The 19771-nt window shown below is 25.1% G+C and carries 23 protein-coding genes; 16 read left to right on the top strand and 7 right to left on the bottom strand.

What is annotated here, in order from left to right; all coding sequences use genetic code 11:
* Positions 1 to 14: 14 nt before the first annotated feature.
* From ACQZHJ_RS15245 to ACQZHJ_RS15190, 12 genes are all read left to right on the top strand, one after another.
* Positions 15 to 1904: a VirB4 family type IV secretion system protein gene (locus ACQZHJ_RS15245; protein WP_430486394.1), complete on the top strand. Its 1890-nt coding sequence runs from the start codon at positions 15 to 17 to the stop codon at positions 1902 to 1904.
* Position 1905: 1 nt separating this feature from the next.
* Complete coding sequence (locus ACQZHJ_RS15240; RefSeq protein WP_430486393.1) at positions 1906 to 2505, top strand: hypothetical protein; 600 nt, start codon at positions 1906 to 1908, stop codon at positions 2503 to 2505.
* A 133-nt stretch (positions 2506 to 2638) separates the two neighbouring features.
* Positions 2639 to 3187 carry a hypothetical protein gene (locus tag ACQZHJ_RS15235; RefSeq protein ID WP_430486392.1) on the top strand — a complete coding sequence of 183 codons (549 nt, stop codon included), beginning with the start codon at positions 2639 to 2641 and terminating at the stop codon, positions 3185 to 3187.
* Positions 3188 to 3371: 184 nt separating this feature from the next.
* Positions 3372 to 4523 (top strand): NlpC/P60 family protein, encoded by a 1152-nt coding sequence (locus tag ACQZHJ_RS15230; protein WP_430486391.1) that lies wholly within the window; start codon positions 3372 to 3374, stop codon positions 4521 to 4523.
* 22 nt (positions 4524 to 4545) lie between these two features.
* On the top strand, positions 4546 to 5391 hold the full coding sequence (locus ACQZHJ_RS15225; protein WP_430486390.1) for a hypothetical protein: 846 nt from the start codon (positions 4546 to 4548) through the stop codon (positions 5389 to 5391).
* Positions 5392 to 5691: 300 nt separating this feature from the next.
* On the top strand, positions 5692 to 5979 hold the full coding sequence (locus ACQZHJ_RS15220; protein WP_110014615.1) for a hypothetical protein: 288 nt from the start codon (positions 5692 to 5694) through the stop codon (positions 5977 to 5979).
* A gap of 3 nt (positions 5980 to 5982) precedes the next feature.
* Entirely contained in the window at positions 5983 to 6387 is a 405-nt protein-coding gene (locus ACQZHJ_RS15215) for a helix-turn-helix domain-containing protein (RefSeq protein ID WP_003480912.1), read from the top strand.
* A 2-nt stretch (positions 6388 to 6389) separates the two neighbouring features.
* Positions 6390 to 7517, top strand: a complete 1128-nt coding sequence (gene mobP2 / locus ACQZHJ_RS15210) for a MobP2 family relaxase (protein WP_430486389.1) — start codon at positions 6390 to 6392, stop codon at positions 7515 to 7517.
* A gap of 109 nt (positions 7518 to 7626) precedes the next feature.
* Entirely contained in the window at positions 7627 to 7815 is a 189-nt protein-coding gene (locus tag ACQZHJ_RS15205) for a hypothetical protein (RefSeq protein WP_430486388.1), read from the top strand.
* A 49-nt stretch (positions 7816 to 7864) separates the two neighbouring features.
* Positions 7865 to 8242 carry a hypothetical protein gene (locus ACQZHJ_RS15200; protein ID WP_430486387.1) on the top strand — a complete coding sequence of 126 codons (378 nt, stop codon included), beginning with the start codon at positions 7865 to 7867 and terminating at the stop codon, positions 8240 to 8242.
* Positions 8243 to 8428: 186 nt separating this feature from the next.
* Positions 8429 to 8635, top strand: a complete 207-nt coding sequence (locus ACQZHJ_RS15195; protein WP_430486386.1) for a hypothetical protein — start codon at positions 8429 to 8431, stop codon at positions 8633 to 8635.
* A 51-nt stretch (positions 8636 to 8686) separates the two neighbouring features.
* A complete protein-coding gene (locus ACQZHJ_RS15190) occupies positions 8687 to 10198 on the top strand; it encodes a pentapeptide repeat-containing protein (protein ID WP_430486385.1) in 1512 nt (503 codons plus the stop codon).
* Positions 10199 to 10392: 194 nt separating this feature from the next.
* Here ACQZHJ_RS15190 and ACQZHJ_RS15185 read toward each other — a convergent pair whose 3' ends face one another.
* The 4 genes from ACQZHJ_RS15185 to ACQZHJ_RS15170 form a co-directional block, all read right to left on the bottom strand.
* On the bottom strand, positions 10393 to 10701 hold the full coding sequence (locus ACQZHJ_RS15185; RefSeq protein ID WP_430486384.1) for a hypothetical protein: 309 nt from the start codon (positions 10699 to 10701) through the stop codon (positions 10393 to 10395).
* Between the two features lie 70 nt (positions 10702 to 10771).
* On the bottom strand, positions 10772 to 11068 hold the full coding sequence (locus ACQZHJ_RS15180) for a hypothetical protein (protein WP_430486383.1): 297 nt from the start codon (positions 11066 to 11068) through the stop codon (positions 10772 to 10774).
* A gap of 100 nt (positions 11069 to 11168) precedes the next feature.
* Positions 11169 to 11372, bottom strand: a complete 204-nt coding sequence (locus ACQZHJ_RS15175) for a hypothetical protein (protein WP_430486382.1) — start codon at positions 11370 to 11372, stop codon at positions 11169 to 11171.
* An 11-nt stretch (positions 11373 to 11383) separates the two neighbouring features.
* Complete coding sequence (locus ACQZHJ_RS15170) at positions 11384 to 11527, bottom strand: hypothetical protein (RefSeq protein WP_430486381.1); 144 nt, start codon at positions 11525 to 11527, stop codon at positions 11384 to 11386.
* A gap of 432 nt (positions 11528 to 11959) precedes the next feature.
* Here ACQZHJ_RS15170 and ACQZHJ_RS15165 point away from each other — a divergent pair, with 432 nt between their 5' ends.
* The 3 genes from ACQZHJ_RS15165 to ACQZHJ_RS15155 are packed head-to-tail and all read left to right on the top strand — an operon-like array spanning position 11960 to position 14520.
* Positions 11960 to 13060, top strand: a complete 1101-nt coding sequence (locus ACQZHJ_RS15165) for a toll/interleukin-1 receptor domain-containing protein (protein ID WP_430486380.1) — start codon at positions 11960 to 11962, stop codon at positions 13058 to 13060.
* Positions 13061 to 13076: 16 nt separating this feature from the next.
* A complete protein-coding gene (locus ACQZHJ_RS15160) occupies positions 13077 to 13943 on the top strand; it encodes a macro domain-containing protein (protein WP_430486379.1) in 867 nt (288 codons plus the stop codon).
* Positions 13936 to 14520 carry a TIR domain-containing protein gene (locus ACQZHJ_RS15155; protein WP_430486378.1) on the top strand — a complete coding sequence of 195 codons (585 nt, stop codon included), beginning with the start codon at positions 13936 to 13938 and terminating at the stop codon, positions 14518 to 14520. Before ACQZHJ_RS15160 ends, ACQZHJ_RS15155 begins: the two co-directional genes overlap by 8 nt.
* A gap of 692 nt (positions 14521 to 15212) precedes the next feature.
* On the opposite strand, the gene ACQZHJ_RS15150 is transcribed toward ACQZHJ_RS15155, so the two are convergent.
* From ACQZHJ_RS15150 to ACQZHJ_RS15140, 3 genes are all read right to left on the bottom strand, one after another.
* Positions 15213 to 16406: a ParB/RepB/Spo0J family partition protein gene (locus tag ACQZHJ_RS15150; RefSeq protein WP_430486377.1), complete on the bottom strand. Its 1194-nt coding sequence runs from the start codon at positions 16404 to 16406 to the stop codon at positions 15213 to 15215.
* 68 nt (positions 16407 to 16474) lie between these two features.
* Positions 16475 to 17227: a ParA family protein gene (locus tag ACQZHJ_RS15145; protein ID WP_430486904.1), complete on the bottom strand. Its 753-nt coding sequence runs from the start codon at positions 17225 to 17227 to the stop codon at positions 16475 to 16477.
* A 68-nt stretch (positions 17228 to 17295) separates the two neighbouring features.
* Positions 17296 to 17520 carry a hypothetical protein gene (locus ACQZHJ_RS15140; protein ID WP_078209830.1) on the bottom strand — a complete coding sequence of 75 codons (225 nt, stop codon included), beginning with the start codon at positions 17518 to 17520 and terminating at the stop codon, positions 17296 to 17298.
* 431 nt (positions 17521 to 17951) lie between these two features.
* Here ACQZHJ_RS15140 and ACQZHJ_RS15135 point away from each other — a divergent pair, with 431 nt between their 5' ends.
* Positions 17952 to 19304 carry an IS110 family transposase gene (locus ACQZHJ_RS15135; protein WP_430486376.1) on the top strand — a complete coding sequence of 451 codons (1353 nt, stop codon included), beginning with the start codon at positions 17952 to 17954 and terminating at the stop codon, positions 19302 to 19304.
* The last annotated feature ends 467 nt before the right edge of the window (positions 19305 to 19771 follow it).

Here is a 19771-nt window from a genome sequence, read left to right as displayed (position 1 = left end):
AGGAGATATTGCTTATGAAAAAGTTGGAATACAACCCCTATTTAATAGATAAAATTCAACCTTGTGGTGGAATTATTTTTAAAGATAATTATATTAAAAAAGGTGATGGCTATGAAGCTTGTATAAATATCTATGATTATCCAAGTGAAGTTAGCCATTTTTGGTTGAAAGGATTAATAAAAGAATTAGATGATACTGTAATAACAGTTGATGTTGGAACAGCCAATATAAATGAAGTGTTAAAGAAAGTAAATAAATCTATGAATGAACATAATTCAAGGATTGAAGATAGCAGAGATTATACAACAGCTATAAATTCTAATAATGAATTTGGAGCATTATCAGCTTTAACTGATGATATTGTTAATAATAGTGAGGTAATGAAACAGATTGTTACAAGGATTTTTGTATGGGATAGAACTTTAGAAGGTTTAGAGAATAAGGAAAAAAATATATTAGAAAAATTAGAAACTTTAAAATATAAAGGTGCTATTTTTATAAATGAACAGGAATATGAATGGAAGTCAATTAAATTACCTATGTCAAAGCAAGAAAAATTACCTAATGGAATAATAAAACAACCTATACAAGCTTTAAGCCTAGCAGGAGGGTATCCATTTGATTTTATAGAGCTAAAAGATAAAACAGGTATGCCTTTAGGAACAACTAGAGTTGGTGGTAGTGTAATTTTTGATTTATTTACTAAAAATTCTATAAGAAAATCATTTAATGCACTTATTTTAGGCGTAACTGGTGCTGGTAAATCTACTTTATTAAAAAAGTTGATGAATGATAATGCTATATTAGAAAATACAATAAGGATTTTAGATTTAACTGGAGAATTTGGAGAAACTATTGAGCGATTGGGAGGAAAAGTAATTAAGTTAGATGGTAGTAATGGAATGATAAATCCATTTCAGATTTTTGCTACTATGATTGATACAGATACAAATGATATTTTAGAAGAACAGTCATATATGTTTCATATAAATAAGCTATCAATGACTTATAGATTTTTAGCAGAAGGATGTTCAAGTGAGGAAATTAGGGAGTTTGAAAACTTAGTTAATGATTTTTATATTGATTTTGGAATTAAAAGAGATAAATGTACTACGTATAAAGTGAAAGAATATCCAATAATGGAAGAATTCTTGAACTTCATAAAGAAACAATTGTATAATAATGTTGAAAAAGAAGAATTAAAGACTAATTTAACCACTAAAAGGCAAGAAAGAATTGAAAGTATAAAATTAACCATTGAAAATGCAATAAATAATTACAGTAAATTATTTAATGGATATTCTACTATAGAAGATATGTCATCAGAGAGAATATTAAGTTTTGAGTTAAGAAATTTATCTCAATTTGACAATAGAATATTTAATGCACAAATGTTTAGTATATTAACTATGCTTTGGAATGGAGCTTTAAAACAAGGTATTAAGCAGAAAAAATTATTTGATAGTGGAGCAGTTACACTAGATGAAGCTACAAAATATCTTTTATTTATAGATGAAGCACATAAGTATATAAATTCAGATAATGAATTGGCAGTAGATTTCTTTATAACTTTTGAAAGAGAAGCTAGAAAGTATTTTTCAGGACTTGTTTTTGCAACACATAGTATAAATGATGTTGTTCCAGAAAGTTCAGATAAAACTATTTTAGGAAAGATAAAAACTTTATTTGAATTAACTCAATATAAATTTATAATGCAACAAGACAATAATGCTAAGAAGGCTTTAGAAACAATATTTGAGGGGCAATTAAATGAAAATGAAATTAATAATATACCTACATTTGGACAAGGGGATACTACTTTAATAATAAATGGTATGAATAATATAACATTCCATGTTGAAATTTCAGAAGAAGAAAAAATATTATTTGAAGGAGGCGTATAATGTGGACAAGAAAAAGTTAATAATAGGTGGATCAATATTAGTAATATTAATTATTGGTGGAACTATATTTTCATTAAACAAGTTGAAAAATAACAAGCAAGAACCTATAAAAGTAGAAGAAAATAAAAAAGATAATAAAATAGTAGAAAAAAGTAATGAAGAAAATAAAGGGTTAAGTGATGAAGAATTAAAAAAGAAATATTACCTTTTACAAAACAGTAATATTTCAGTAAAAGATAGAGTTGAAGCTTCAGAAGTTGCTAGAAAGTTTGCAAAAGATATGACAGAGTTTGATATAAATAATCCTAAGAAAAATGAGGAAGAAGCTTTAAGCTTAGTATCAACAGATATAGATAAGGAAGTCGAAGGTTACTTTATAACTTTAGGTCAAAGTAAGGAAATAAAAGAAAAGAAAGTAACTAAAATAAGAAGTGAAGAAGAAGATAATGAAGATAATAATGGATATGTATATATTTATGTTACAGTAGCATATGATAATATTGATGGAAATAATCAGAAAAAGCAAGATTCTAAATCTTATAAAATACAATTATTAAAAATAGATAGTAAATATAAAGTAACAAGTTATAAAGAGTATTAAAAGGAGAACTAACTTAATTTTAAGTTGGGTATTTCTTTAGAGTATATATAAGTAATTTTATTGTAAAAAATTGCTATTTTAGATATAATGAATTTAATAAATTATTATTTATTAATAAGGGGTTGAGTAAAATATGGGAAACTATAGAGAAACATTGATTCAGACAGTCCTTGATTCTTCGGTCAGTAAATCGTGGATGAGTGCTGTATATGAATGGGAAATTGAAGATTGCATTGAAGATGACTTAAATAAATCATCTTGTATTTGTGGAAAAGAAAATATTAAATATCTTTACACAATACATAATATGAAAAATGGGGAAATATTAAAGCCTATTGGAAGTACATGTATAAAAAAATTTAATCGTGTTGATTTAAATGAGCAGACTACTATAAATGAAAAATTGTTCAAGTTATTACATGCTATCAAAGAGAATAGGTTTATTTCTTTGAATTCAGAATTTTTTTCAAAAAAATTATTAAGATATTTATATGAGGAAGGAGTATTTAAGCCTACTCAATATAATAAATTCAATGGAGAAAATGATTACAATTTTTTTATAAATATGTTTAATAAAAAAAATAAGTTAACTAAAAAGCAGGAAGCAAAGATTAGTGCAATAATCGTTTCTTCAATTCGACCGTATTTAGTTGAAAAGTTAAATGACAAAATTATACATTAAATTACACTTTTTTGACTTGACAAATAAAGGGTTTAAGTTTTAAAAAATAATATTTAAATTAGTGTACATTTATTAATTAATTTTAAAATTTTTATAAATAATAAATATTTCTTAATATTATGAAAGAACCAACTTAATTTCAAAGTTGGTTCTTTTTATATGTCTTTTTTAGGTAGGTGATAGTTTGAAAAAGAAAATAATTAAAAAAATAATTCTCACAATAGGAGTAACAAACTGTTTAGTTATTTTCTTGGCTACTATTATTATGGTTGGAGTTATAGGAATAATTGGAGAAGGAAATAAAAAGAGTTATTCTAATATAACTGATATAGGAGCTATGGGAGTACCTTTAGAATTTGTTCCTTATTTTAATGAAACATCAGAATTAGTTGGAATTCCTAATTGGGTTTTATGTGCCATTGCTAAACAAGAAAGTAATTTTAATCCCAATGATGAGTATGGTGGAGCTTATGGAATAATGCAGCAACAAAGATATGATTTTAGTGGTGATGATATATTTAAATATTATATGGATTACGGATTAGCCGATTTATATAGAAAAGTAGGTTATGAATTTAATAGTATTGATGATATGTGGAGTATATTTTTAAAAGATGCAAGAGCACAAATTATAGCTGGTGGATTTGAAACAATGTATTATGCTAACTATGTTTTGTATAGAAAAGGTATTATTAATACTCAAAAATTTAATAATGTTGAAAATATGAAACTCATAGATTGGGGAGCAAGTGAAACAGATTCAAACTTTAGAGAATTATTAAGAAGAATTTTTGCTTGTTACAATGGAGGTCAAGGTTATGGAATGGATGTTGATTTAGATAAAGCACAAAATAATTATCCTAATAGTGTATTCAAGTATGCTATGGAATTTAGAAATGCTGGTATTACTGGAAGTGGTATAAAAGGAGATAATGAAACAATAGAAAAAGCTATTGAAGCAGGAATGAAATGGGTAGGAAAATCACCTTATGTTTGGGGTGGTGGTCGTAATCAAGCTGATGTAGATGCGGGAAGATTTGATTGTAGTTCTTTAGTTCATTATTGCTACTCAAATGCTGGAATACAACTTGGTGATCGCTCAAGTGTAACAACATGGTCATTATTAGAGCTAGGTAGAGCAGTTCCACCATCAGAAATGAAGCGTGGAGATTTATTGTTTTTTGATACCGCTGGAAGAAATGGACACGTTGGAATTTGGCTAGGAGATGGCAAATTTTTAAATGATAGTTCAAGTAAAGGGGTTAGTATAGGAGATTTAAATTCACCTTATTGGAAAAGTAATTTTAATGGGAATGTTAGAAGAATAATAGAATAGTTAACGAAAGGAGAAAATAGAATTGAAAGAAAAGATATTAGAGTTTCAAAAAAATGCTGAAAATAAATTTAAAAAGTTTAAAAGAAGTAAGAACCAATCCATTATTTATTATTGTGCAACTTCAATAATAATTTTTGGAATGGTCTTTTTTTTAACTTCAAATAGACTTTTTAATCAAGATTTTTTTGTTAAAAGTACAACTTTAAATAAAGAAATACTATTTGAAAATAACAATATAAAGGTACTAGATAGAGAGTATAATCCAAGTACAGGAGTATTTGAAATGTTTCTTAATATAAAAAATAGTAACCCTAATATTAATAAACCAATAAATGTTTCACTAAGAGAAAAGAACCATTTAGAAGATAAAATGAAATGTGAATTAATTAAAGTTGGAATAAATGATTATGTTATTTATTCTAAATTACCTACAGATTGGTCAGCAGTTTCTATTAGTATTACTTCTTCTGATAAGGATAATAGTTTAGGAGATACGCTTAAACTTTATTCAGATCGAAAGGACACTAAAGAAAATATTAACTTAAAAGATGAAGATATTAATGGATATAAAATTAAGTTTGTAGACATAGAAATAGAAAACTTGAATAATGAAATTTCAGAATTAGATAAATTAATTGAAGAAAAAAATACAACTGAAAGTAATTTAAAGAGAATAAATAGTGAACTTGAAGAAGATAAAAAGTACCAAACTGAAAATGAAAAACAAGAAAGTGAGAATAAAATTAATGCAAATAAAAATACAATAGATAAACTAAATAGAGAAAAAGAAGGACTTAATAAAGATAAAAAAGAGCTTAAAAATAAAATTATTAATCTTAATAATAAGAAAAATGACTTGAAAAAATAGGCGTAGAACTTTCGCATTTTATACGCTTTTTATGCGATTTATATGCGATTAACTTCCGCATTTAAGTAGAATTTTGATATCATTGAAACGCTAGGCTTTGCCTAGTCTAGCACCTTGTGTGATAGCAGTTTCTCCTTATGCCCTTTTTATTAAGAAGTAACAAGAAGTAAATAGTAACATAGAGAGTAGAAAAGCAAAAATATTTTTGTTAACTTTTTTTACAAAAAGTTTGCGACTAAGATTTTAATTTTAAAATTTTAGTCGCTTTAATTTTAGATTTATTTATATAAGGAGGTACAAATGAGTGATATTTTAATAAGAGATTTATCAGAAGATATTATTTTTAAGATAGATGAACTAGCAAAAAAGAGCGGAGCAAAAAGTCGAAACGACTTTTTAAAAAGACAATTAGAATTAATGTCATCACTAGAAGAGTTAAAAAGAATTGAGGGGAATTATTCCTACTTAATTAAAAAACTTGGGAAGATAATAGAATATAATTCCGCATTAATGGAAGTATTGGCAGAAGAAATATTAGGTGAAAATATAGGAGATATAATTTCAAAAAGAAAAAAAGGAGATGATTAGTGTATGGCTAGAAAGAAAAAAGACTTTATGTTTTCTGAAAAAAATTTAGAGTATATAGAAGAAATAAAAGAAAAAAATGATTTTAAATATTCTAGTGAAGCTTTAGATTTAATAATAAGAGAGCATAGAGAAAATGAAAAGATGTCTATTAAAATGCTTAGAGAATATTTGGCTCATGAAATATCGGAAGCCTTAAAAGATGAATTTAAAATGTTAATGAAGGTAAATAAATTTACAGATAAAAATACACAAGTAATTATAGAAATGTTAAATGGTATGTTTATAAAAGAAGAGTATGGAAAAATAATAACTACAAATGAGGAAGTTTGTAAAGCATTAACTATTGCAGAGAATACTATTGAAGAAAGAATAAACAAAAATTATAAGAAAGGAAATAGATTATATTAATTATGGGAAGTCCGGGAATTGTTTATAAGTTAAGGTTTATAACTCCACAAGAAGGTTATAATTTTGAAAGTTATATTAACTATATTGATAGAGATAAGGCAACAAAAAAATACCATGATAATGATTATGCTAGTTTTAATGATTATATGGGAAATGCAAAAAAGAAAGGTTCTTTATTTACAAGAGATAAAGATGAATTAAATGAAAAAGAAATTGAAAGTTTAAAAAATGCTTTTACAGTTGCACAAAATAGGGGGAGTAATTTATGGCAAGATGTATTTAGTTTTAATAATGATTGGTTAGAAGAACAGGGGATTTATAATTCAAAAACTAAAGTTTTAGATGAAGAAAGAATACATAAAGCCATAAGATCAACTATGAATACCTTAGAAAGAAAATGCGGATATAAAGATTTGGTTTGGTCAGCTTCATTACATTATAATACTAAGCACATTCATGTTCATGTAGCAACAGTACAACTTAATCCAGATGAGCGAGGGAAAAGAGAGTACAAAGTTTTAAGAGCAATGAAGAGTAGTTTTGCTAATTCATTATCTGACTTTAGCAAAGAATATAAAGAAATAAATAATATAATAAGAGAAAGATTGGTTGACAATAGAAAAAGTTATGACTTTACAAAAGATAAAATGATGAAAGAAAATGTAAAGCAAATAATTAAATTACTTCCCAAAGATAAAAGACAATGGAGCTATAATTATAATTCTTTACAAGAAGTTAAACCATATTTAGATGAAATAACAAGGAGCTTTATAGATGATAATTTTAAAGAAGATTATAAACTATTAATTAAAAAGTTAGATGAGCAAGAAATTAAACTTAAAAATATGTATGGAGAAAAAAATACAAGCCTATATAAATATTATAAAGATAACAAAGTAGACGATCTTTATACAAGGATGGGAAATGTTACTTTAAAGCAAATAAAAGATAATGTATATGAGAATGAAAACAAAAAGTTTATAAACTCTAATAGAGAACCAGTAGTAACCAATAGAGCATTAAGTAAGATAAAAAAAGCATTAAGGAAAGATTTTGATAGTGTTAAAAACATGAGAGAATATGAAAAACTTCAAAATGAAATAGAATATTCAAGACAAATGAATATGTAATAAATTAATTGAGGATAAATTAGAAGATGACGCATATATAGATTATGTTTCTGATGATATTATTCAAATTAGATTTGAAAGAGAAACAAATGAAAATACATTTAAATATGTGGTTGATTTTTATAAAAAATATATAGAATACAATAAAAGTATAACTAATTACTGTGATGTAAAACTTGTATTAGAGTTAGAAGATTTTCTAATCAATGAAAATGGTAAGAGTTATAATTCAGAAGAATTTACTTTTGATGAAATTATAAGAATTGTTAAATATTTAAAATTTGAAGAAAAAGAATAGTTTAATACTATTCTTTTTCTTTTTAGAAATAAATATATGAGGTTTAAATATGGAGAATTTAAATAGTATAAATAATAAGTTAGAGATAGCAAAAGAGCTATTTTCAAATACCAAAAACATAAATTTAAAAAATTTCATTAAAGAATATATAAACAATTTTGATGAAATTCAAAACAAAAATAATAAAAACTTAGAAAATTTAAGTTTGTTTAAATATATAAATTTTGATAGATGTATTGAGTATATTGTTACCTCAAATTTTAATATTCGAGAATGGTCTTTATATGATATACCACTTTCAAATATTTATACATTTTATAATGAAAATAGGAAATATTATTTTGATTTAATTGTTTATAATGATAATGTAACTCCTCAATATTTAGATGAAAATTATAATACATCTGATGCAAATTCTATTCAATAAGCAATAGAAAAATATATAAACTAAAATTAAAAAAATATAGTAAAATGCGGATTTAAGAATTTTAAAGTGCCTGGCATTTATCCTGGTACTTTAAAATTAATTAATCATGTTTTTGGCCAACGATTAGTAGGCTAAAAACGGAAATATGACTAAGTTTAAAATTTGAATTTTTAGGAGGATAGATATATGGGAGATAATTTAGCATTAGTTGAAAAGATATTAAATGAAACAGAAGTACAGGTCTATACTTTAGATACAAAAGAAACTATAGTTTTAAAACTTAAATATTATGAGGTAGAAGATTTAAAAGATTCTATAGAAAATGAAGAAACAATTATTATTGGATATGATAGAGAAAATAAAACTATTGATAGAAATATAAAAGAATTTTAAAAGTGTCCTTGATGGACACTTTTATTTTTATGGATGAAAGGAGTATATAAAATGGCTTATAAGAAAAAAGAGTACAAAAGTAGTAAATCACAAGAAGAAAAAAGAAAAGATATAGATTTTCTTGTAAAACAAGCAGATGAAAAAATAGATAAGGTATTTAGTAGTTCTAATGATTTAAAGGAATATCTTTCTTTTATGGCTAAATTTCATAACTATTCTTATAGAAATTCAATTCTTATTGAAGAACAATTTAGGGGAGCAGTTGCAGTTGGAAGTTTTGCATTTTGGAAAGAGAAAGGATATTCGGTAAACAAAGGAGAAAAGGGAATAAAAATATTAGTTCCAACAAAACTTGGAGATAGGTTTATAGCAGAAGATGGCACTATAAAATTAATAAGTAAAGCTAATGAAAAAGAAAAACAGTTAATAAGAAGTGGAGAATTAGAAACACTTGAAGGAGCTATTAAGTTTAAGCAAGGATATGTTTTTGATGTAAGTCAGACTAATATGCCATCAAGTGAATTGCCTAAAATATTTCCTAATAAATGGCTTGAGGGGGATGTTAAAAATTATAAAGCTTTTTATAAATCACTAGAAAATGTGGCTAGTAAGATAGGGGTTAAGATAATAGAGCCTAAATCAGAACTTGGATTAGTTAAAGGGGTTAGTTATACATCAACTAGGGAAGTAGCTTTAAATCCTAGAAATTCAGAATTACAGAATGTTAAGACTTTAATACATGAGTTAGCACACGCAAAACTTCATACTGTAGAAACAAGAGATAATTACACAAAGGCAGAGAAAGAATTTCAAGCTGAAATGGTTGCATTATCAGTAAGTAGTTATTTTGGAATTAATACAGAAGAATATTCACTTAGATATTTAAGTGAATGGACTAAAAATGCAACCTTTAAGGATAAAGAAAAATTGTTAAAAGAAGTAAGTACAACTGTAAAAGAATATGTAGAGATAATGGAAGATAGCTTAAATGCAGAAAGGGAATTAACTAAGGGAAATGAATTAGTTAACTCCCTTTCTGATAAAAATATAAAAAATGAAAGTGAATTAAATTTAGAAATGGAAGGAGAGATGGATTTTGAAAATGAAAAAATCATAAAAATTAAAGATGAAATTAATAAGGAGGGCAACATGAAGAAGTATAAATTAGATAATGATATCTCAGAGAAAATAAGAAAGCATGAATTATGGCTTGAAAGTAATAAAAAAAAGGGTGAAAGATTAGATTTAGAAGGAAGGAATCTGAGGGGAGTTAGATTTTTAAATGTAAATTTAAAAGAAGCTAATTTTAAAAATAGTGATTTAGAAGGAGTGATATTTTTTGCAAATTTAACAGGTGCAAACTTAGAAGGAACAAATTTAAAAAACACTAAATTTATAGGTTCTAATATAAAAGATATAATTATAGAGCCAAATAAGCTGGAACGAATTAATTTAGAGATTAGTGAAGAAGTAGAATTTCATAATAAAATGAATAAGACTTTAAAAACTAATAATAAAGAAAAAAGTAAATCTAAAGAAAATAATTATGAAATGGAGTTTTGATTTATATACGTAAATAATATACTCGTAAATGAATATAAAATATAATAAAAAGGAAAATACATTACTTGAAAAATATTATAAAATAATATGTCATTTATTGCATAAGAAAAAATTTCAAATTTAATATCTTAATTTACATGTTTTATAAATGATAGAAACTAAAAAAAGGAAAGGATTTAAAATCCTTTCCTTTTTTATTCATAAGGTAGTTTTACTATTATTGATAGTATATCTTTTTCAGTATCAAATTTACTTTTTATCCAAATAAAAATATTATTTATAATATATACTCCAGTAAAAATTTCATCAAATTTTGGATTTCTATTTTTAATATAAAATCCTTCAATTAGCATACGATTTTGTTCTTCTTTATCATCTGAATTGAGTTCGCCCCAATCATTTTTACAAAACCTAGATAGTATAATATCAATTTCTTTTTTTGAAAGATAGTTATCTTTTATTAGATTTTTAATACCGATACTCATATTTGCAATTGCCTTCATAGTATTTGCTCCTTAAAAATATATTTTGTTTTTTTATTAAAAGGTGTCCTCGGAGGACACCTTTTAAATTTTAGTATTCATGTGGGAATAAAACAGTTATTATTAAGGTATCTATTGTATAATCGTATTCACTCATAATCCAAATCTTAATATTTTTCATTAATTTATATATTCCCATAAATCTATGATGTAGTTTAGCGTCAACTTTTTTGATTAATGAGTTTTGAAGTTCAGTATCTTCTTGACATAAATCTCCCCAATTATTCTCTAAAAACTTAAAAAGTTGAAGTTGTAAATCAAATTCGTAAATCTCCTTATTTTGTAGAGCATTGCTAACTCCATGAGTTAATAAAATAGTTTTTTTCATAATTTTAAATTCCTCCTTGATAAACATTACCAAACAGGATATAATAATTTTGGATATCTTATTAATTAGGTGTTGCCTGTTTGGGTAATGCCTTTTTTATCTAATTTTGATTAGTAACAATTCTAGTTATTTCAGATAATTCTTGATTAGTTAGATTTTGAAAATAGCCATGTCTGCAAGATGTGCCTTTTAGAGCAGTTAAGTTCTTATCAAAATCTATATCTAAATAATCACTTACTCCATAAATATTTTCTTTGATTTTATAAATAGTTAAATTAATTTTTTCAATGTACTTAATTTCCATTTTAAAATCTCCTATAGTCTATACTTTAAAGTTTCAAGTAAGTTTTCTAACATTTGAAGTTTAGCTTCTTCAAGTTCAAGCCTTCTTTTTTCAAGTCTTTCCTTAGAACTTTCAAGAATTTCCTTCATTAAGATTTCTAAAATTTCATTATTCATAAAAATTCTCCTTTCAATAAAACACTATTGTTAAACACTTCGTGTTGTTGTTTTTTTGATGAGCCTAAGACTACACATAGAAGCGAATTGTAAAGGAAAATGGAGCAAAAAATTTTAGCTGCTATGGAAGAATGGAATGGCTGATAAAAATTTTTGTGGAATGGCTTTACAATTTTAGCGTATATGTGATAGGCTAGTGCCACAAAAAATAAATATTATTCAGAATTACGACAGTAATTCTTTCATTATTTGAAAAATATTTCAAAATAAATTAAAATATTAATGTGATGCACAACAAATAAAGGTGGGATATACTAATGTCAATAATAAGAATATAACTAATTAAAGAGGAGTTGGATATATAAAAATAAGATAGTAAAATTAAATCTATTATGATTATTTAAAAATATATAAATAAGGGGGGAGAAAAGTATGGTACCTAAAGTATTTATATCTTATGCACATGATACAGAAAGTTTTTCGGACAGAATATTAAATTTTTCTAATAAGTTAAGAGAAAATAATATAGATGCTAATATTGATCAGTATGAAGAATCACCACCAGAAGGCTGGGCAAGATGGATGGATAATCAGATTGAAGATTCTGATTTTGTTATTATTGTGTGTACTAAATTATACTACGATAAATTTAAAATGTTTAAATCAACTGAAGGTAGGGGTGTAAATTGGGAGATAAATATTATATATCAACATTTATATGAATCGTGTTGTAACAATACAAAGTTTATACCCGTAATATTTAATGATTATACCACAACGAAAATATTAAAACCACTTCAAAGTTCAACATATTATTACGTTGATAGAGAAAAGGATTTTAAAAAATTATGCAATAGACTTAAAGGAATAAAAAACACAGTGAAACCACCACTTGGTAAGTCGGAAAGTGAAGAATATTTAAAGGTAAAAGAAAGAAAAAACCTGTTTATTACTTCATTTATAGATGTAAAGACTTGGGATAATGCAAAATGGAGAGGAATTTCATACTTATTTTTTGAAGATAATAAATCTTTACCAGTTATGGGGTTATTATATCAAAATAGAGAAAATGCAATCAAAATATTTAAAGAATGGAAAAAAGTTTGTAAGGATAATATATTTAGTGAATTAGAAATTAGTATAATTGAAAAGAAAAATGTGGGTATAAAGGATGGATATTTTGTTTATATAACCACTAATATGGATGAATGTAAAAAAAGAGCAGAAAAGCAAGGGTTTGATATAGATGAAACAGTGTTTTCAGTATATTCAAGATATCAATATATGACTATAGATATTTTTAAAAATAATCTTGCTATTTTTAAAAAACAATTACAAGATAAAAAGGAATTTTATATTGCTCCAGCTATAATAGATGCTTATAGTGAAAATCCTACCATGAATGATATTAATTTTGATTTAAGTTTAAAAATAAAAATGAATAAAATAAAGTTTAAAGATTTTGATAGTTTAACTCCAAAGGATATTGAGTATGATGTAGTGAGTAATTTGGAACATTTTATTAATAAATAGCATTAGGAGATTAAAAATGAAGTTTAGTATATTTGATAAAAGAGTTGCAATTAAATGCTGTAGTAGTATATTTACATTTGGTGGAGCTATTATAGGTGTTATATCAGCATTATTTAGTAACTGGGTATCTAAAAATGTTGTTTTTATATTGATGGCATGGGGATTTTTATGGTTTCTTTATTATTTTTTTATCTTGTTTAAAGAATATAGAATGGATAGACTAGTATTAAAAATAAATGATTCAGAGGTTGAAATTATTAATGGTGATATACTAAGAAACTGCGAAGATGATTCTTTAAGAGTTATAGCTTTTAATGAATATTTTGATACTTTAGTAGATGAAAAAATAATTTCAAGTGGGTCTATAAATGGTAAATTTTTAAATACTTTAACTAGTAATGAATTAAATGAATTAGATGATTTTATAGAAAACAATAATGAGTTAAGTGATAGGTTTATATTACAGAATGTTAACAGAAAGCGAGGTAAAAAGAAAAAATATAAAATAGGATCAATTTTATGTTATAAAAAAAATTATTTATTAACTGCTTTTAGTAAATTTGATGAAAAAGACAGAGCAAATTTAACATTAGCAGAGTATATTGAGTTTTTAATGGAATTTTGGAATGAAATTGACAGGGTATATGCAGGAAGAACTGTTGAACTTCCACTTTTAGGTGGAGGAATAACACGCTTTAAAGATACTGGAAATAGTTTATCTCATCAAGAACTTATAGAAAATATTTTATGGACTTTTAAAATCAGTAGATTAAAGTTTAGTTATCCAGCAAAAATAAGGATTTTATTATATAAAGATGAAAAAGTGAATGAAATGAAAAAAATAGATTTAATAAAATTAAAGGAGATGTTTAAAAATGAGTAGAAATTATAGAAATGGAACTTATGTAGCATTTGATGGAAATGGTGAGGTTAATCCAACTAAAAGTGATTTAAAATATTTTTGTATTTTGAAGGCATGGCAAGAGAATGATAGTATCGATTTTAATTTTATAAATAGTCATGAAAAGACTTATTCAGTTAGAGATACAAGTTCAGAGGAGACTTTAAAGAGTAGATTGAATGAAAGGATGAAAAATTCTAAAAATTTACTTGTTATCGTATCAGAAGATACAAACTATGATAGAGGATTTTTAAATTATGAAATATCTAGAGCTATAAAAGCATATGATTTACCAGTTATAATAGCATATGTTGGAGAGTTTGATAGTATTGAATTTAAATATGGGTATTTTTGGGATGTGATAGGAGTGAGAAAAGGTAATAACTCTCGTATAAGTTTAAAAGGTAGATTACCAAAAGAATTAAAAGATGCAATTGAAAATTCTAATATTAATTGTATTCATATACCATTTAATAAAGATGTAATAAAAGAGTGTATAAATAAATATGGGTGTAATTATAGTAATTTAAAAGGACATAAAAATACAATGGGTGTATAAATTGGGGGGATAGTATATAGAATCTGACAAATTTACTTAAGGATAAATAAAAAGAAAATTTATATACTGCTTATTGTATAGAAGAATTAAAATCTAATAATTATAAATGGGAGAAAACACTTTCTCCCACACCCACTTGGAGCTACCGCCTGTAATAATAATTTCATTTCATTACATTATTATTACAGTTGGTTTAAGGTATTGAATTTATATTTAAATGTATATTACAATTAATTTAATTCATTCATTTAAAGTAATCCAATTACTTTCTCATAATAATATGGTAAGAGTGTATTCATAATATTAATGAGTACACTTTTTATTTTATGTTGTAATAGTTATTAACTTAATGTATAATATTAAATATCAAAAAATAGTAATTATCTAACTATAACTTTATTTACAAGATAAAAGATGGGAGAAAATAAAATTTCTCTCATTTTTCATTGTAATATTTTAATAAATATATTATAATGTTTACAAAATAAATATATTTAAAGTTAACATTCTAGTTGGGCATATAGTGCTTAATATCTCCTTTTGTTGACTGAAAACAGTTTAACGTATAAAAGTAGTATTATATTTTAATACTACTTTTATATTGGGAGAATAAAGTTAAATATAAATGCTTCCTATTTGTTTAAATTAACATAAAAATAAAAAGAGAGAATAGTTTATTCTCTCTTTTTATTTTACTTTATAGTATCTAATAGAGTTTTTAAATCTATTGGACTATATGAACTTAGAAAGTTTTTAGTATCATCAGATATTTTTATATTATCTTTTCTCATTTTATCAATTTGTTTATATAGGGAACTTAGAGAATTTTCTATATTTTTTAAGTTTTGTATAAGTGTTATATTTTCTTTAAATTCCATTGTAACATCTTTAGGAGCATTAGCTTTTAGTTTAGAGATTTCATCTTTTAATTTAGCTTTTTCATCAGTTTGTTTTTTTACTTCATCTTTTATACTATTTAGCTTATCAGCGTATTTACTTTCTAATTCTTTTTCAAGTTCAATTCTTAATTGTCCTTCAAGTTCTTTTCTTTCTTCATTAGTTTTTTCTATATTAGAATTTAATTTGCTTTTTAGAGTAGAGTTCTCTTTGATTAACTTTTCTCTTTCTTTATATTCAAGTTCTTTTTCTTCTTCAATTTTCTTTAATTTATTTTTAAGTTCAATGGCTTCATTTTTAGATAAATTTACATTTGAGATTATTAATTCTAAAATAATTTTCTGATTATCTTCACTTAGATTAGCAAATTCACTAGCATTGGCTATTGTTAAGTTACCTTTTTCAAGTACATTTTTTAGTTCGGGAATAAGACTACTGTTAATCTTTTCATATCTTCCAACTTGGGTAGGGGATAGTTTTAAGTCATTAGCAATAATTTCTCTTATTTTGCCTGGCACTTTTTCTCCTTTAGCTTTTTTATCTTTATATAGTTCTTTTAGTCTTTGAACTTGTTTAAGTTTTTCAACTTCTGTTAATTCTCTAGTTTGTGCATTGGCTTGTATAAGAATTATTTCAGCGTCTGTGTCATTAGCTTCAATTACTTTACAAGGAACTAAAGCAAAAGTTTTATTTCCTTCTTTAACAAGTTTACTAAGAGCAGTATATCTTCTTTCACCACTTATTAATTCAAATTGACCATTATCTAATTTTCTAACAACTAAGTTGTGATTTAATCCATTCAATTTTATATCCTCAGCAAGTTCTTCTACATCTACTATGTCATAGAAGTTTTTCTCATTCCTTTTTATATTTTCTATATCTATGTACTCAACTTTGAAATTGTCCTTAGCTTCAATTTCTTCAACTTTTTTTACATTCTTTGAAATTCCGTTTAACATTCCTTCGCTTATTGAAAATTTCTTACTCATTTTATTAACTCCTTCGACTATAAATTTTATTATTCGGTGTCCCTAGGGGACACCTTTAAATTTAATAATTAAAATATTTCATTGCTTAATTCTATGTAATTTAAACTAGCCCTTGCTTTCTTTGAAGAAAAGACAACTGGACATTCTTCAAAGGTGCTTTCAACAACTTTGACATTTTGCTTAATAGTTGTATTAAAGACTTTATCACCTAGTATATTTTTAAGTTCTTGTTTTATTACTTTATTTACTGTAGTAGCAGAGTCCATTGTAATGAAGCAACCTTTAAAGTTTAGACTTGGATTAAATTCGTCTTTTATTTCTTCTATGCTATCAAGTAGGTATTCTAATCCATCTAGTGCGAACTTGTCTATTTTTATAGGTACTAAAACATCATGAGAAGAACAAAGAGCATTTACTGTTATCATATTAAGAGCAGGAGGGCAATCTATTAAACAGTAATCATATTCATCTTTTATGCTTTCTAAAGCTTTTGATAATCTATTTTGTTGACTACGGCTAACATCAAGTAGTATTTTTCTTTCTGCAAAAGCAAGGTTAACATTAGCTGGTAGTATATCAATATTTTCAAAATCAGTTTTCTTTATTACCCTATGTAAATCTAAATTCTTATTTAAAAGAACATCAGCAATTGATAAATCTTCCATGTTATAAGTCTTAAATAGCTTTGTTAAGTTAGATTGAGGGTCTAAGTCTACAAGTAATACTTTCTTTCCATTTTGGCTTAAACAAGCTCCAAAATTTGCAGTTGATGTTGTTTTAGCAACTCCACCTTTAATATTAAAAATTGATAAGTTTTTCATCATAAATTCCTTCTTTCTTTTATAAATTTTATTTTGGGGTTATGGTGTCCTTAAGGGACACCTAATAATTACTTTTTAAAAATTTCTATGTACCTTACTTTACGAGGAACTAATAAGTTTCCTTGCTTAACTAAATCCTCATATCCTTTAGTTATATATTTTATATTAAAGTATTTAAGTTCGGGAATATCTTTAATTTTCATATCTCCTAATAAATCAACTCTAAGTTTAGCACCATTAGTAAGTTTATTAAATTGAGGTGCTAAGAATAAATTATATTTTTTATTGACCATATAGATACCTCCTTCAAATTAAGTAAACACTAGCGTTTAACACTTCGTGTTGTTGTTTTTTTGTTGAGCCTAAGACTACACATGGGAGTGAATTGTAAAGGAAAATGGAGCAAAAAATTTTAGCTGCTATGGAAGTATGGAATGGCCGATAAAAATTTTTGTGGAATGGCTTTACAATTTTAGCGGATATGTGATAGGCTGATGCCACAAAAAAACAAGAACTTAAAAGAACTAGCCTAAGCTAGTTCTTACTTCTTGGGTTTGTTAAACTTTATTAAAGTTTATGGGTGAGCGGAGCGAGGGCAAAGCCCTATTATTAACGTATAAGTATTAAAATATCTAAATCTTATAAATTAATAAAAATTAATATAGATTTAATAAATTTTAGATGATAATATTTCCTTAAATTATAAAAATAAGGAGGATATATTATGAATTTATATATAGGAGTAGATATAGGTAAGGAATTTAATTATGCTTCTTTTTTAAATGAAAAAGGAGTAGAAATAGATAAAAGGTTTAAATTTAAAAATAATTATTTGGGATTTTTAAAACTTAAAGATAATATAGATAAGCTAACATATGATTATAGTTTAAAGTATGATGATATTTTGGTTGGTTTTGAGTCTACAGGGCATTATTGGATAAATATTGATTGGTTTTTAACAGAAAAATTAAATATTAAAACTGTAATGGTTAGAAATGATGCTGTTAGACATACTAGAGCATTAAATTCACAAGGAAAAGGAAAGAACGATTCACTAGATAGTAGGACAATAGCAGAGTGTTTAAAAAATGGATATTATTTTGATGTTCAAGGTAGAAAAGAAGATTATATTGTACTAAGGCGACTTACAAGAGAGAGAAGTGAGTTAGAGAAGGAGATAGCAAGATATAAAAATAGATTTAGAGCTTGGCTAGATGTTAATAATCCAATATTTTTAGAAAACTTTTCAAATGTCTTTTCGGCTGGAGCATTAGCACTATTAAAAGTATATCCATCACCTTTAGATATAATAAAAGATAGTTATTTAGAAGTAAGAGAGAAGTTAAGAGAAGTAGGATATAGTAGAACAAATAAAACTTTAAAAATTTATTATGAGGAAGTAGAAACATATAAAAATATTATTAATGGAATAAGTTATGCAGATAGGCTAGAAATAAGTGAGTACATAGAAGCTTTAGAAATGTATATGAAGAAAAAAGAAAATTTAGATGAAAGAATAGAAGCATTAATGAATTTTTTAGAAGGTAAAGTTTATACTTCATTATCAGAAATTAAAGGTATGCCAAAAGCACAAGTAGCTTCTCTAATAGCTGAAATAGGAAATATAAATAATTTTAAATCAGCTATACATTTAATTAGTTATGCTGGATTAAATCTTCAAGGGGAAGGATCAGGAAAGAATAAGGGACATTCTTGGATAAGTAAAACAGGAAATAGAAAGATTAGAAAAGAACTTTATGTAATTACATTTAATTTAGTAAGACACAATGATTATTTTAGGGGATTGTACTGTTACTATAAAAGTTATAAAAGACCTAATGAAAAATCCAGTAAGGAAATGCTTATTGCTTTAATGTGTAAATTACTTAGAGTTGTATATGGTATGCTTAAATATAATGTAGAGTTTAATTTAAATGAAATGTTTAAAAACTATGATTTTAGAAACATAAATAAAGAAAAATTTATAGATGAATTTTTAGGAAATAGTGAGAAAAAACAAAAAATAATTCCACAAGAAATAGAAGGAATATTTTTAAATAATAAAAAAAGTAACTAAAAAAGTAACTAAAAAAGTGATGATTTAAAATGGTGGACAAAGCTAGTAATAATGAGCCTTTAGGGAGTAAATGACAATGTATAATTATATAATCTATTTAATCGATTAATATATACTTATTACTTATATATAATAAAAAATTGAATTGAAAAGTAGCTTAAAATTTAATATAATTAACAATGTAATGTAGGTGGTGTATTATACTTAAAGTTTAAATTTGGAGATAAAGAATTAACCACGTTACACCATAGAATATATTAAGCGGAATAACATTTTAAATGAACTCTCTAAGTTGTTATATGGTAAATAGGAGTGTATGCTAATATATTCATTTAAAAGGTGTAAGAGCGTGCATTGTTAGTTTTGACAAATGCAGGCTTTTACATCTTTTTTTAAAATTTAAGGTGTGAAGGTCTATTTGTCGTGATGAAATTTAAGTTTTTATGATATAAAATTTGAAAAATAAT

The organism is Clostridium sp. B9, from assembly GCF_050509515.1.
In the GTDB taxonomy this organism is placed as follows: Bacteria; Bacillota; Clostridia; order Clostridiales; family Clostridiaceae; genus Sarcina.
The sequence above is the reverse complement of the archived record's forward strand: the minus strand, read 5'-3'. Positions and strand labels throughout refer to the sequence as shown.

Coding starts and splice junctions, on each gene's coding strand:
- ACQZHJ_RS15235 (WP_430486392.1), top strand. CDS start 2,639: ATGGGAAACTATAGAGAAACATTGATTCAGACAGTCCTTGATTCTTCG.
- ACQZHJ_RS15195 (WP_430486386.1), top strand. CDS start 8,429: ATGGGAGATAATTTAGCATTAGTTGAAAAGATATTAAATGAAACAGAA.
- ACQZHJ_RS15135 (WP_430486376.1), top strand. CDS start 17,952: ATGAATTTATATATAGGAGTAGATATAGGTAAGGAATTTAATTATGCT.
- ACQZHJ_RS15220 (WP_110014615.1), top strand. CDS start 5,692: ATGAGTGATATTTTAATAAGAGATTTATCAGAAGATATTATTTTTAAG.
- ACQZHJ_RS15140 (WP_078209830.1), bottom strand. CDS start 17,520: ATGGTCAATAAAAAATATAATTTATTCTTAGCACCTCAATTTAATAAA.
- ACQZHJ_RS15185 (WP_430486384.1), bottom strand. CDS start 10,701: ATGAAGGCAATTGCAAATATGAGTATCGGTATTAAAAATCTAATAAAA.
- ACQZHJ_RS15145 (WP_430486904.1), bottom strand. CDS start 17,227: ATGAAAAACTTATCAATTTTTAATATTAAAGGTGGAGTTGCTAAAACA.
- ACQZHJ_RS15175 (WP_430486382.1), bottom strand. CDS start 11,372: ATGGAAATTAAGTACATTGAAAAAATTAATTTAACTATTTATAAAATC.
- ACQZHJ_RS15170 (WP_430486381.1), bottom strand. CDS start 11,527: ATGAATAATGAAATTTTAGAAATCTTAATGAAGGAAATTCTTGAAAGT.
- ACQZHJ_RS15215 (WP_003480912.1), top strand. CDS start 5,983: ATGGCTAGAAAGAAAAAAGACTTTATGTTTTCTGAAAAAAATTTAGAG.
- ACQZHJ_RS15245 (WP_430486394.1), top strand. CDS start 15: ATGAAAAAGTTGGAATACAACCCCTATTTAATAGATAAAATTCAACCT.
- ACQZHJ_RS15160 (WP_430486379.1), top strand. CDS start 13,077: ATGAAGTTTAGTATATTTGATAAAAGAGTTGCAATTAAATGCTGTAGT.
- ACQZHJ_RS15165 (WP_430486380.1), top strand. CDS start 11,960: ATGGTACCTAAAGTATTTATATCTTATGCACATGATACAGAAAGTTTT.
- ACQZHJ_RS15180 (WP_430486383.1), bottom strand. CDS start 11,068: ATGAAAAAAACTATTTTATTAACTCATGGAGTTAGCAATGCTCTACAA.
- ACQZHJ_RS15150 (WP_430486377.1), bottom strand. CDS start 16,406: ATGAGTAAGAAATTTTCAATAAGCGAAGGAATGTTAAACGGAATTTCA.
- ACQZHJ_RS15155 (WP_430486378.1), top strand. CDS start 13,936: ATGAGTAGAAATTATAGAAATGGAACTTATGTAGCATTTGATGGAAAT.
- ACQZHJ_RS15190 (WP_430486385.1), top strand. CDS start 8,687: ATGGCTTATAAGAAAAAAGAGTACAAAAGTAGTAAATCACAAGAAGAA.
- mobP2 (WP_430486389.1), top strand. CDS start 6,390: ATGGGAAGTCCGGGAATTGTTTATAAGTTAAGGTTTATAACTCCACAA.
- ACQZHJ_RS15200 (WP_430486387.1), top strand. CDS start 7,865: ATGGAGAATTTAAATAGTATAAATAATAAGTTAGAGATAGCAAAAGAG.